An 11,613-nucleotide genomic window follows, 5' to 3' on the forward strand; every position below is an offset into this window, starting at 1 on the left:
AGCTGGTATTTCAGCTCATTTTTTGGTGCTAATGCTTTAGATTTGTTTCTTCAAACGATTATCAATTGATGATTAGGCACATCTTGCTTCTGCAGTTTGCTGCAGATACCTCTGAAGATCAAATCGCTGATATGTTTTCTCAATTCTGTGATCTTCAAACAAGTATCAATGGCATCCAATCAATTGATTTTGGTGTGAACAATAATCCAGAAGGGCTTCATAAGCAATTTACTCATGCCGCTGTTGTGACTTTTACTACTAAGAAAGCTCGTGATCAGTATTTGCCGCATCCTGTGCATCAACAATTTAAGAATACTCTCATGCCTCTATTGGCTGATCTGATTGTACTTGATATCTGAAATGGTGTTGATCTGAGTGAAAAAATTGGCTCCTATATGCTTAGGTCTCGTATTACCCCTTATCGATTGCCTCTACTTTGCGCTGTTGTTCAGTGACCTGTTGACCCGCTTGTTTAAAGCACTTTTGGTGTTGTCACTTGGACAGAGTCGTTACAGCTGTCGTTTCTAACCGTTATTTTGTATGCATGACTATTTCAGAAGACCGTGTCAAGCGATTGGTGGAGCAGTTGTCTGAGCCTTTGGCTGTCGTTGCCTCTGACGTGAGAAAGCGCCTGGTATGGGATTTCAACCTTCCTGTAGCTGTCATTGATGCGCGACAAGAACCACCTGTGTTGATGCAATCGTCGGTGGGTAGTTTGGGAAATGTATTGCGCGTCTCAACCAAGATTGACCATCCTTTAATTCGTCAATTATTTGATATTTACCCTGATCGTGGCTCTGATGCTGCTATCGATGAAATGCTCAACGGTCAGCACGGAAAAGAGTTTGCTGAAGTTTTTGATGAATATCAAGAAGAGAAAAAAGCTGGCACATTGATGTGGGGAGCTGATGATTTAGCTGGTTTTGTTGTTAAATCGCGCACTTGCTTTGAAGATGACGAGTTGGCCATTGCAGCGGTCTTTCCTGCTGAGACAGGTGACAATGGTCATGCACTAGCGACATTTGGTATTCCTTGGAGATACTTTACTGCCCCGTGAATTTAATTTGTTGACGTTTGTTTGGCTTTCTGACGGATTCTTGGTGGGCAATATTAACTGGATTGAATCATAATAATAATAAGCAGGGTTCCGAGTCCGATGGCCCACCAAATCCAGGGCCGATTAACTGTGCGGAATGATTGTTGATTGGCTCTGTAGGTTTGTCCTTGACCAACTGGCGTACCACAATTTGTGCAAACGATGCGTCCACCAAGGGAGCGATCGGCCCGGAGAGAGTTTGATCCACAGCGCGGGCAGGACCGATTGGACATTGACTGTTTTCTCCTGGAGTTATTAGCCCTGCAGGGTACATACTTTGCATCAAAATTATACTCGTTCTAATTGCGGCTTCTCCCATCAGGAATGGGGTGCAGTGATTAATCTCGTCTATTTTACTCAGGCTTTTTGTGGTTAAACCCTTGCTGGATTCATGTTGTCTGTGATAAATGCATTTTTGGTCCACGCTTGAATAGCTTTTTTGCCTTTGGTGGTCTGCCTTGGCTCGCTCAGTACCACTGCTTCGGTTACAAATGCTTCTCAAGATCCCAATGGTGTCATAGTCTCTTTTTGTGAGACACACTCGGCTATGAATTTCACAGCAAAAATTGATGCGTTGCAGCTGATGCTGACGGATCTCAGAACGCGAAACGAGCCGATTCGCCATAAAGCTGCGTTCCGCGGTTGCCAGCCTGAGTTTCAGGCGCTTGTTACGAAGTTGATTCAACAACTAGAAACTGAGTTGCTTCATGAGAAACAGCAGTTTAGAGAAAAGTAATTGTTCACCTTAAAACAACCATCCATTGTGAGAGACTTTTTGTTTTTTCCGGGGCAATCAGAGGATGTTTCTTTTTTAAGTGTTATTTAAATCCTTGATTTTGATGAGTACTGTTCTTATTTGAGTGCGATCAATTCGCCTGATCGCTGTAGCTTTTCAAGACTGTCGAAACCACCCATTGTTGTTCCGTCAATAAAGATTTGTGGGAACGTATTCATCCCACTGCGTTGTTTGCATTGTTGAAAGGTGAGGTCGTTGTCAACAGTGATGACTCGGTGTGGAATGTTGTAAGCCTCTAATAGGCGTAGGGCACTGTTGCACCATGGACATCCAGGAAGGACGGCGATCTCTAAGCGTGTTTTGTGGGCACTTTGCGCTTCTTGACCCTGTTTGAGAATGCCTAGAAGTAGATCGGCACCTTTCATGATCAGCGAGCCCTGTTCGAGATGCCCGCCCCAAACCTGACATGCTCCATCGGAAAGGCTTAAGTGGAGATGAACCCCATCGGCATCAAAGGTGCCATTTAAGGTGATGATCTCTAGTTCACCTTCTAGAACGGTTGGTTTGTCGCGTCCTGGACACTGAAAAGATGCTTTTGATAAATTTCCAACAACCCCGAGTAAAAATCCGCTGATTCGTTTCTCTTGGGCTATCGCCGAAAGTGATAGCAGCAGGTCTTGGCCTGGCTCAAGATGAAGCGTCAGCGTATCCATTCGTCGAGTTGGTCTCCCCTTCAATAACAAAGAGACTAACCGGAGCCAGATGGCTTAATACGGTACGCTTTGGTATCGCCTGCGTAACGTTATCGTGTCATTCCTCGAAAGCCTGCTCCATGAGTTGCAGGATCAGCTCCTTCCTGGGGACTCTGCAATCAGCGCAGGTCAAGTGGCCGAGGCAGCCACGTCCGAGCGGCTGAACGTGACGCTTCCGGTTGGCATTATGAACCGGCTCAAGCAGCAGGCTCTCAAGGAGGGGAGGAGCTGCAGCAGCTTGGCAACATTTTTGATCGAAGATGGTTTAAGACGGCACACGGTTATTCAATAAGAGAATTCCTAGTCCAATAATCTGTTTTCAATTCGTTCTGTTTCTCCATTCCGTTCCATTCCTAGTAGCTCAATATTTAATGGATTCCTTAATGGGCTTCCCATTGGTAGGACGAATCCGTAGGTTTGGAAGGCTAGTGGAAAGTTGGCTAGTTTCAAATGACTCTCTTTGTTTTTTTTGAGATAGTGGCGTAGGGGGGCTTCGTCGAAGATAATTCCTTCCACCTTTCCCTCCTTTAAAATTTCGATTGCTTCGTCGAGATTTTTGGTTAGGAATGGATTGATTTCATATAATCTCCCCCATTTTAGGCTTGTTGTTCCTTCTACGACAGCTATTTGTTTTCCCCTTAAATCACCTTTGTTTCGAATGGATGGAGGTGCCAGTTCCGCTAGTGACAATGTAAATGCTGATGCAAGACCAGCGGTGATTGATGAAACCGCTACCAGTGATATCACCATCCAAACACCAGCAATTGTGCGACCACTTCTTGAAAGTGGTGCCCGATCGCCGTATCCGACCGTGGTGAGAGTGACGAGCCCAAACCACATTCCGTTCCCAACGCCATGCAGGTATTCACGAGGAAACTGTTCCGTGTTTTTACGTCGCTCAGCTAGCCATATGAGATTTCCAAAAATGAATAGAAGTGAAATTAAGATGCCAACCGATGATAAAGCCGCCCAGCCAACAAAAGGTCGTAGACGTGCAATCAGTCCTGGCGCCTTTTTGGGGATGAGTAATCCTTCGTAGCCATGGAAATAGGGTTGGGTGAAATCGATCTTTGGATTGGCTAATCGCTTTGGAGTAATGCTGATGGGGCCAATGGCTAGATCAATTCTGCCCTCTGCGACAGCTTGCACATTTGCATTCGTGTTCGGCTGAGCAACAAATTTGTACTGGTGATCGAGACGGTTGGCGACGTCTTTCCAGATTTCAATACTGATCCCACTCAGCACACCATCCTTTTCCATCACAAAGGGAGGCGATCCGCTGACCCCCACGCGCAACTCTTTGGCGAATCCCTGAATGGGAAGCGAAATCAGGACGATTCCCGTTAATAGAAGAGTTCGGATCACTGTGACCTCGTCTGGTTAGCCCCTTTCAAGGCGTCGAATAATCAAACCCATGGCCATCAACGATCCAAGGAGGGCCAGTAGCAATGCCAGGGTCATCAATTCAATGCGTCTTACTCCAAAGACTCTCATCACAGCTGTCTTCAGGGAACTCCCCAAGCAAGGGATGTGTGATATCTGCAATCAAATGGCTGCCTGAAACCCGTGCTGTGGGATTGGAGGGTCTTGGCAGAAATCCTTTCTGCTTTCCTGGCTTTCACCGGCCTGCTGAAGACGTCAGGATGGTGTGAGGGGGTCACCTTTTGAGTGCAGAGTTGAGCCGATTACCAAACGGTGTCCCTTCGCAAGAAGGGTATGGCACGTCCTGGACCTGGGAGCAGGAGCGGCTTGTGTTGCTCCCTGAGAAAGCTCTCTGGCGTCCTGAAGGGCGTGAACTTCTGATTGCCGATCTGCATTTGGGCAAGGCGGAGGTGTTTCAAGCCCACGGCATCCCCCTGCCCAGTGATGGCGATCGCGGCACGCTCAATCCACTGTTGGATCTCTGCGCGCGCGTGAAGCCCAAGACCCTGATCATCCTTGGTGATTTGGTTCATGGCCCGCTTGGCTTGACCCACTCGCTTCGCGAGACGTTGAAGGCATTGCCTGAGCTCACCGGTTGTGCCATCACCCTGGTGGGTGGGAACCACGATCGACCCTGCCAACTCGTGGGGATGCCTCAGCATCCGAGCTATCAACTCGGACAGCTTTGGTTGAGCCATGAGCCTGAGCATCCACCGGATCATTCCAGCCAAAAAGCTTGTTTGCTTAATATCTGCGGGCACATTCATCCTGTTGCGACCCTCAGTTTTGGGGGTGATCGCCTTCGACTTCCCTGCTTTGCCTACGACGCCACTGAGGAAAGAATGTTGATTCCATCCTTTGGTGAGTTGACGGGAGGACATGAATGCGGTCAGCTTGATCGCAAGTGGCTGGTGGCTGAGGGCACCATCGTTCCTTGGCAGAACCCCGAATCCCGAGCTCGAAAAGGAAGGCTGGTCCGTTGATTCGAAATCGGACGTCCGTTTCTGCTGCAGACACCTCCTCTCAGAAAAAGAAACGTAAGCGCAAGCCCACGCCCCACCGTTCACGCCTCTGGCGCAAGCGCTGGTTGATTGTCGTGATTCCAGTCACGGTGTTTGCGGGCCTGATTGCTCTTGCGCCCGGAACCCCCGAAAAAAAGCAGACTTCCCCTGAGTTCGAGCCTGTTGAAACGTCTAATGCCTTAGCAGGGCCTTTTGCATACCAACCAGACGATGAGGTGTATGCCCTTGATTTCGATCCTCGCGATGTGCGCCTAGGCCTGCTTGAGGGCTGGGATCGTGAACAGGATGCCTTTGAAGATACCGCCGCTCTGGCCTACGTCTCTGGACCGATGTACGAGCGGCATATCGATGAGTTTGGGCAGGAAATCACCGTTCCACTCGGTGACTTGAAACTTGGGAGCAGGGTCTGGCGTGGACGCAATCGAACGGCCTCAAGGCAACGGGCCTTCATTGGCATCCTCAAGGATGGAAGCGTTGACTTTGGATACGGAGAATTAACCCCCGCCCGGGCGAAGACCTACGACATGTTTGTGGGCGGTCTGCACAGCATTTACAACGACCTTGAGGAGCCACCTGAGAGCTACAAGGGGGCTTACAGCATCAGCATGGGGCAACGGATTCGTTACTACCTGCCACGCATTCGCATGGTCTACGGCTTGAAATCTGATGGCCGAATCGAAATGCTGATGAGTAAGGATGGCCTCACGCTGGAGCAGACGAAGGATCTGGCCCGCAGGCGAGGTCTTGTGGCGGCCTACATGCCCGACCACGCATCCAAAAGTCGTCTGATTATTCCGGGAGTGAAAGGTTTCACGGAGGAGGACGCCAACTGGATTAGCGGTGGCGCCACCAGTTTTGTGCATGTTCCCTACTTGCTGCGATTGAGTGAGCGTCGTGTCCCGCTGAAAGGTGGGCTGATGGCTGACTTGACCCGACGGATCGAAAGCAGCAAGAGCTGTGAAGGCCCATCGGACTGCGCCTTTTTCTATGGGGGGCAGCTGATGGACCGCGCCTTGGCTGGTTTGAACCGTGTCATGGAGCAAGGTGTTGAGCCGATTGCGCGCATGATCTGGGCACCTAAGCCCTCACCACGCCTCGATCACAACCAGACCACGCCTGTCACCGAAACGCTTCCTACCAGGCAACCGCTCCGGGAACCACCGATTACTGCTGACCCACTTGTGCTCCGAGAACGGCCTGATGTGGAGGCCGAGCAGGACGAGTCGTTCCAATCAGATGCTGAGACCCAGCCATGGGATTTCGATCTGCCTCCGGATTTACCGCCACCTGTGTTGCTTCAGGAGGATCAGATCCTTCCAGAGGATCCGGAAGCGTGGCCTCAGCCCATCCCTCCAGCCCCTGCGCTCAAAGAACCGGAACCCGTGTCCTCAGCTGATGAGCAGGAGAGCATCATCTATGGAGCACCACCTCCTCCAGTGCTTCCTCCTCCGCCTTTGCCCTGAGGCTGCTGATACCGGGTGGAATGGATCCTCTGACATCTCTGGCTTTTGGGCCGACAGCACGAGATAACTCGGTGATCTTCATCAGATCAATGCCTCAATTCCTCTTCCGCGATGGCTCCCGCGTCACTGTGGAATCAGACCCAGCTGCGTTTGACGTGTGCAGCTATGAGAAAGCCTCTGGTGGTGCCGTGCATGCGGCCCTCTCCCCCCAGGCTGAGAAGGCCGTTCTTCGATCAGTGGATCTGGACAATCTCGTTGGATTGACCAAGACCGCCCCCTCCTTGCTCTGAGGGCGCTGCTGCCATGCCTTGATCTGCCATGCCTTGATCGGCCATTGCTTGATCGGCGATTGTTTGACCTGATCTTTCTTGAGGCTTGATGCCGCATTCAGGGCAGGCATGCCTCAGCCCCGAATGGAAATGTCCGCAATGGATGCAGCAAATCAAAGCCATTGCTCAGCTCGCTCTCGATTACTGAATTCTCGTTGCCTTCCTTGAGACGACAATCAAGTTGAGTGATTTGACTTAAACCAAGCGTTAGAAAACCCGATGAGTCCGGGCTGGCGTTTGGGTGCGAGCCTTAAGCCTCCCCCCTTGTGGGTGGAGGCCTTTGTTTGTTTTGTATCTTGTAAGCAAAAAATCATGGCTTGAACGAAAACTCTGTAGTGAATTGAACAATGGCTGTGTAGCTTTCAGTTTTGTTTTGTATTCATAAGGCACATAAAATCGCCTTCTTTGTATCATGCTGAACGAGATTTGTGTTGACTTGATCGGTATAAAAGAGTGGTAGCTCATCTACTCCTAACGTTCACCTCGTATCCCCATCTGCGAGGCGCAGACAATCCAGGCCAAGGAACGGGGGCCTGTCTTTCTGAGGAACCTCTCATGACTTTGACCTATCGTGGCAAGCAGTATGCACCTGCTAAGAGTGCATCGAGCATCGCTTCTAATAAGATCCGTCTTACTTACAGGGGCGTTGTTTACGCCAAGTGATTGAGTCAGTTCACTTCAAGTTTCCTTCACCGAATCGGTGGGGGTTTTTTATTGCCTCAAGCCGATCTGTGAGCAAGATCACAGATCGGCTTGAGGCTGGTCATCATCTACTCCAAGCATTTGAGAGATGATATTAAAGGCGACGTTGAATGCAAAGTGCCCCCATCTTTAAAGGACGTTATCCTTAAGCCATTGGGTGGTGAAGGAGTGTTCCTGGGACCGCTCGGAGGTGAAGGCGTTTTCAGCGGCGGCAAGATGGAGGCTAAAGGAAGTTATATTGTGGGAGATAATCACTTCCGAGCTTTGTAAAAAGAATGTCAAAAAAGACTCTGCTTGTGATGGCGAAGTCTTTTTTTTGGAGATTAAAGAGTGGCAAAGCTGGAATTAGACATTGTTTAGAACTTGCTCAGCAGATCAGGCATATTGGTGAGCGTTGATCATCTCTCCCCAGCTGTCAGCCCGCTCGTTGGGACACGTCCACCAACATTGCTGAGCCTCAAGCCTGGTGACTTCGTGATCGTCGAAGCAGAGCAGCAGGTCGCATGCCAAATGAATGACGATTGGTGCATGGGGCAGGTTGTCTTCTGTGAAGGAGGTGCCCGTGATCCAAGGGTCAACACACTGTTTCAGGTGTCGAACGTCGATGACGGGTTGATCACCTGGGTCAACGCTGATGAGGTGACACACGTTGTCCGCCCACCCGATGGACTTGCGCTCAAGGCTTGAGGTCGCTTAGGCGTTTGCTGCCAGGTTTGCGAAGGCTGCCATCACCATGATCGCGATGATCACCGTGCCGCCAAAGAAGGCGATGTTGGGATTGCGGTTCATCTTCTGATCCTGAGTCTCGCCACCCTAGTCAGATCGCTTTGCATTCCGTTACATGCGTATTAGGTTCCTGGCAGCGACCTTTGAACGGGATCCGCAAAGAAAAAGGTCCTCGTGCAAGGGGACCTTTTTTAATGTCTGCTTCTGAGCGGTGGCAGTATTTGCTGACCACTTGATGGGCTGCTCGTGAAATAAAAAAGCCTCTTTGGAAAAGTGAACCTTTGGTTTACGATCAATCTGATGACCTGTAGAACAGAGAACAAATAAAAAGCGTCGAATAATGGAACCAATTGAAGCATTCACCACTGCTTGGAGGAGGTCATTTAACTACGGCGGCAGAGCAACAAGAGCCGAGTATTGGTGGTTCTGTCTCTTAGCGTACTTGATTCAATTTTTCTTGCCTTTTCTTTTGGCTTTTGTTCCTGCAATTGGTACAGGTCCAGTATTTGTCTATACGCTCGCACAAATATTTCCTACTATCTCGATTACTGTTCGTCGGCTTCGCGACATAGGAAAAGACTGGAAGTGGCTATTGATTAGCTTTGTCCCATTCATTGGTATTTTCTGCCTTATTTATTTGCTGTGCCAACCCAGCGGCCGTTATGAAAAGGAAGTTCAGCCCATCGTTTAATCACTAGATAGCCTGGTGCTCAACGCTTGGAAGCGACCGACTCGTTCTGTTCTAACGCTTGTTGGATACAAGCTTTGTCCCTTGTTATCAGGCGGTCAACCTCGGAATGCACCGCTGCATAGGCAGACAAGGTGGATGTGCTGCAGCTAGCTGATTATCGAGTGAACAATCCATTGCAATCACCTTTGGGGGGATTGCTGAAACACACATTGTCTGGAGACCAATAGCCCACGGCAGGAAATTTCAGGCCTTTACGGCGGGCTTCAGCGTTCACCGCATCAGCACCACGGGCTGTAATCAGCACATGGCCAGGAGCTTCAACTTGATCTAAAAACTTCTGCTCCGGCATCTCTTGGCTCGATGAGCCTTGAGCTGAAAGTGGGGCGGCGATGCAAGCTGAAATCGCAACCAGAAGAAGTGGATTTAAACGCATGGCTTGATGAAGTGGTTATTTGGATGTCACAACGACGGGCGTCCCGACGTCGACTTGATTGAACAGGTTGATCACATCTTTGTTGAGCATGCGAATGCAGCCAAGGCTGACAGCCGCTCTGAGATTGACCCAGTTGGGCCAGGCTGTTCCATGAATGGCGTATTCACCAGTCCCAAGCTGGAAGTAAGCCATGTAACGGACCCCAACAGGATTCTTTGGACCTGGAGCGATCACTTTCCCTTTCTTGTGATAGATCGGCGCATCTTCCATGCGGGTGATCTCGTAGCTCCCTGCTGGCGTCGGTGATTCCGGCGCACCAATCGCAACGGGATAGCGAGCCACCACAACCCCGGAATCCAGCAGCTTCAAGTAACGATCCTTCAAGCTGATCTCAATCGTCTTCTCAGCGCGTGCTGGAAGCTGTGTCGCTGAAGCGACAACAGTGAGACCGATGCAAAGCGCCATTCGGCGCACCCAAGAACTTGACATGCGGCGCTCGTAAAACTGTGCGTATTTTGACTCATCAAAATAGGGAGCTACCGTCTCTGCACGACAGATGTTCAACCAATGATCCGCCCATCGCGCCAGAAGTCCCGTCACCAACTCCATGGCCGAGTGCTGCTGATCTGTTCTTTGCTGGCGTCAGCTTTGCTGACTCCCCCTCAGCGTGCTCTTGCTGGGTTCACTGAAAAGCAACTGGCTGGTTTTGAGGTGACGGAGCTCACAGGCACCGTGAGTGAAGCTCTGTCCAAAGAGAAGGTGATCGAAATTGTGGATCCTGAGGGGCACACCGAGATCTACACGGTTGGCCTGGATTTAGCGCCCCTCGGCTTACAACCTGGGGATGAGGTGAGCCTCTCCGTTCTCGATGGTTTGTTAGTGGACCTTGAGCCGAGTCAAGATCAAGAGCTGAGCTTTAGTCGTGAAGACATCATCCTTCCCACCGATATGGGGAAGTTGAAAAAAGGAATGCGTGTTGCGCTTGCCTCAGGAACGGGAAGGGTGGTCAAGCTTGATCGTCAAGATGGAAGTCTGAGCCTGATGGGTCCATTTGGCGGCATCAACAATCTCGACGTCCTAGTGACGCCAGAGAATGATCCGCTTGAGGATTTGAAGGTTGGCGAGTTCGTTGATTTCCGCCTGGTTCAGCCCGTCGCCGTAGACGTTCGCAAACTCCCTACTCCTGTGCGCGGCCCTTCTGTTTTCACTCCCCCCTTGGCCGCCGATTTGCTTCGGTCTGGAACCACTCTGAAGGCGGAACTTCTTGAGTCGTTTGAAATCACTCACCTACACGCCACCGTGACCCGCCTTCTTCCAGACCAGCAGGTGCTGGAAATTGAAGGCCCCGAAGGGCACAACATTCTTGTGACCTCAGCCGTGGATCTCAACACGTTGAGGTTGCGTCCTGGAAGCAACATTTCCCTGGATCTTCTCGATGGCTTAGTGGTGGATCTACGCCCTTCCACCAGCAAAGCCCTGAGTTTTGAGCGCCAGGATGTGGAGATCGCTGGAGACTTTGGTCCCGTTCCGAAGGGCACGCGCGTGGCGATGGCCACGGGCAGCGCTGAAGTGGTGAGGATTTCGCGGACCGATCGCACCTTGAGTCTCCGCGGGCCATTCGGGAAGGTTCACAATCTCGACGTCAGTAAGCGAATGCCTGGAACGGTGTTTGACGAGCTAGCGCTCGGCGATTTTGTGGAGTTCCGTTTCATCAAGCCAGTGGCGATTCGAATCACGCCACTCGCGTCTCGTTAAGGCTGCCCTGAGGCCAATGCTCGGACGATGTCCCCCCGTGTCAAAACACCCACGGGGCGTTTGTTGTCGTCCACCACAATCAGGCGCTGGGTGCTGCGTTCATGCAGCAGGGATGCTGCTTTGGGCAGAGGAAGACTCTCTGCGCAACTGTGAAGATCACGTCCCATCAGATCGCTCACCGTGGTGCCCAGCACTTGATGAACCTGCTTATCCCAATTGAGTGGATTCTTCAGATAGATCACGCTGTCCAACAGCATCACGTAGGGGCCGGCATCAACTCCGCTTTCGCGCACCATCAGGTCTTGCTCGGTGAGCTCCCCAATTAAGACTCCGCTCTGATCCACCACTGGCAGGCCACTGATGTGGTGATCGCTCAGCAGACTCACGGCATCTTTTAATGCCGTTTCTGGTGTCACAGTCAATACGGGCGATGACATCACCTCCTTAACCGTCTGCTGAAGCACCATGGAATCCACGCATCTCAAT

General features: G+C 50.8%; 16 protein-coding genes. 11 read left to right on the top strand and 5 right to left on the bottom strand.

What is annotated here, in order from left to right:
* The first annotated feature begins 83 nt into the window (after nucleotides 1-83).
* From DXY38_RS01330 to DXY38_RS13935, 3 genes are all read left to right on the top strand, one after another.
* A complete protein-coding gene (locus DXY38_RS01330; RefSeq protein ID WP_170952815.1) occupies nucleotides 84-359 on the top strand; it encodes a Dabb family protein in 276 nt (91 codons plus the stop codon).
* A gap of 185 nt (nucleotides 360-544) precedes the next feature.
* Complete coding sequence (locus tag DXY38_RS01335; RefSeq protein ID WP_115070148.1) at nucleotides 545-1,057, top strand: hypothetical protein; 513 nt, start codon at nucleotides 545-547, stop codon at nucleotides 1,055-1,057.
* 586 nt (nucleotides 1,058-1,643) lie between these two features.
* Nucleotides 1,644-1,832, top strand: a complete 189-nt coding sequence (locus DXY38_RS13935; RefSeq protein WP_006853093.1) for a hypothetical protein — start codon at nucleotides 1,644-1,646, stop codon at nucleotides 1,830-1,832.
* Nucleotides 1,833-1,948: 116 nt separating this feature from the next.
* On the opposite strand, the gene DXY38_RS01350 is transcribed toward DXY38_RS13935, so the two are convergent.
* Nucleotides 1,949-2,545 (bottom strand): PCC domain-containing protein, encoded by a 597-nt coding sequence (locus DXY38_RS01350; RefSeq protein WP_115070149.1) that lies wholly within the window; start codon nucleotides 2,543-2,545, stop codon nucleotides 1,949-1,951.
* Nucleotides 2,546-2,639: 94 nt separating this feature from the next.
* Between DXY38_RS01350 and DXY38_RS01355 the strand changes: the two genes are divergently transcribed.
* A complete protein-coding gene (locus tag DXY38_RS01355) occupies nucleotides 2,640-2,876 on the top strand; it encodes a CopG family transcriptional regulator (RefSeq protein ID WP_115070150.1) in 237 nt (78 codons plus the stop codon).
* Between the two features lie 8 nt (nucleotides 2,877-2,884).
* On the opposite strand, the gene DXY38_RS01360 is transcribed toward DXY38_RS01355, so the two are convergent.
* On the bottom strand, nucleotides 2,885-3,949 hold the full coding sequence (locus DXY38_RS01360; RefSeq protein ID WP_115070151.1) for a transporter substrate-binding domain-containing protein: 1,065 nt from the start codon (nucleotides 3,947-3,949) through the stop codon (nucleotides 2,885-2,887).
* Between the two features lie 311 nt (nucleotides 3,950-4,260).
* Between DXY38_RS01360 and pdeM the strand changes: the two genes are divergently transcribed.
* The 6 genes from pdeM (at nucleotide 4,261) to DXY38_RS01395 (ending at nucleotide 8,939) form a co-directional block, all read left to right on the top strand.
* A complete protein-coding gene (gene pdeM / locus DXY38_RS01365) occupies nucleotides 4,261-4,989 on the top strand; it encodes a ligase-associated DNA damage response endonuclease PdeM (protein WP_244278963.1) in 729 nt (242 codons plus the stop codon).
* Complete coding sequence (locus tag DXY38_RS01370; RefSeq protein ID WP_115070153.1) at nucleotides 4,986-6,491, top strand: hypothetical protein; 1,506 nt, start codon at nucleotides 4,986-4,988, stop codon at nucleotides 6,489-6,491. Before pdeM ends, DXY38_RS01370 begins: the two co-directional genes overlap by 4 nt.
* A gap of 89 nt (nucleotides 6,492-6,580) precedes the next feature.
* Nucleotides 6,581-6,781, top strand: coding sequence for a hypothetical protein (locus tag DXY38_RS01375; RefSeq protein ID WP_115070236.1), 201 nt, complete (start codon nucleotides 6,581-6,583; stop codon nucleotides 6,779-6,781).
* Nucleotides 6,782-7,375: 594 nt separating this feature from the next.
* Entirely contained in the window at nucleotides 7,376-7,483 is a 108-nt protein-coding gene (locus DXY38_RS14150; RefSeq protein ID WP_071778020.1) for a DUF4278 domain-containing protein, read from the top strand.
* Nucleotides 7,484-7,909: 426 nt separating this feature from the next.
* Nucleotides 7,910-8,209: a DUF3104 domain-containing protein gene (locus DXY38_RS01390; RefSeq protein WP_115070237.1), complete on the top strand. Its 300-nt coding sequence runs from the start codon at nucleotides 7,910-7,912 to the stop codon at nucleotides 8,207-8,209.
* A 379-nt stretch (nucleotides 8,210-8,588) separates the two neighbouring features.
* A complete protein-coding gene (locus DXY38_RS01395; protein ID WP_115070156.1) occupies nucleotides 8,589-8,939 on the top strand; it encodes a DUF805 domain-containing protein in 351 nt (116 codons plus the stop codon).
* A gap of 154 nt (nucleotides 8,940-9,093) precedes the next feature.
* Here the strand turns inward: DXY38_RS01395 and DXY38_RS01400 are convergent, their stop codons facing one another.
* Nucleotides 9,094-9,372 carry a hypothetical protein gene (locus tag DXY38_RS01400; RefSeq protein WP_115070157.1) on the bottom strand — a complete coding sequence of 93 codons (279 nt, stop codon included), beginning with the start codon at nucleotides 9,370-9,372 and terminating at the stop codon, nucleotides 9,094-9,096.
* A 15-nt stretch (nucleotides 9,373-9,387) separates the two neighbouring features.
* Entirely contained in the window at nucleotides 9,388-9,861 is a 474-nt protein-coding gene (locus DXY38_RS01405; RefSeq protein ID WP_244278964.1) for a L,D-transpeptidase, read from the bottom strand.
* Nucleotides 9,862-9,939: 78 nt separating this feature from the next.
* Between DXY38_RS01405 and DXY38_RS01410 the strand changes: the two genes are divergently transcribed.
* A complete protein-coding gene (locus DXY38_RS01410; RefSeq protein ID WP_115070158.1) occupies nucleotides 9,940-11,127 on the top strand; it encodes a hypothetical protein in 1,188 nt (395 codons plus the stop codon).
* On the opposite strand, the gene DXY38_RS01415 is transcribed toward DXY38_RS01410, so the two are convergent.
* Nucleotides 11,124-11,594: a CBS domain-containing protein gene (locus DXY38_RS01415; RefSeq protein WP_006853079.1), complete on the bottom strand. Its 471-nt coding sequence runs from the start codon at nucleotides 11,592-11,594 to the stop codon at nucleotides 11,124-11,126. The genes DXY38_RS01410 and DXY38_RS01415 overlap by 4 nt on opposite strands.
* Nucleotides 11,595-11,613: the final 19 nt, after the last annotated feature.

Source organism: Synechococcus sp. UW179B, from assembly GCF_900474245.1.
Lineage (GTDB): Bacteria > Cyanobacteriota > Cyanobacteriia > PCC-6307 > Cyanobiaceae > Synechococcus_C.

Coding starts and splice junctions, on each gene's coding strand:
- DXY38_RS01335 (WP_115070148.1), top strand. CDS start 545: ATGACTATTTCAGAAGACCGTGTCAAGCGATTGGTGGAGCAGTTGTCT.
- DXY38_RS01415 (WP_006853079.1), bottom strand. CDS start 11,594: ATGGTGCTTCAGCAGACGGTTAAGGAGGTGATGTCATCGCCCGTATTG.
- DXY38_RS01350 (WP_115070149.1), bottom strand. CDS start 2,545: ATGGATACGCTGACGCTTCATCTTGAGCCAGGCCAAGACCTGCTGCTA.
- DXY38_RS13935 (WP_006853093.1), top strand. CDS start 1,644: ATGAATTTCACAGCAAAAATTGATGCGTTGCAGCTGATGCTGACGGAT.
- DXY38_RS01400 (WP_115070157.1), bottom strand. CDS start 9,372: ATGCGTTTAAATCCACTTCTTCTGGTTGCGATTTCAGCTTGCATCGCC.
- DXY38_RS01395 (WP_115070156.1), top strand. CDS start 8,589: ATGGAACCAATTGAAGCATTCACCACTGCTTGGAGGAGGTCATTTAAC.
- DXY38_RS14150 (WP_071778020.1), top strand. CDS start 7,376: ATGACTTTGACCTATCGTGGCAAGCAGTATGCACCTGCTAAGAGTGCA.
- DXY38_RS01375 (WP_115070236.1), top strand. CDS start 6,581: ATGCCTCAATTCCTCTTCCGCGATGGCTCCCGCGTCACTGTGGAATCA.
- DXY38_RS01405 (WP_244278964.1), bottom strand. CDS start 9,861: ATGTCAAGTTCTTGGGTGCGCCGAATGGCGCTTTGCATCGGTCTCACT.
- DXY38_RS01410 (WP_115070158.1), top strand. CDS start 9,940: ATGATCCGCCCATCGCGCCAGAAGTCCCGTCACCAACTCCATGGCCGA.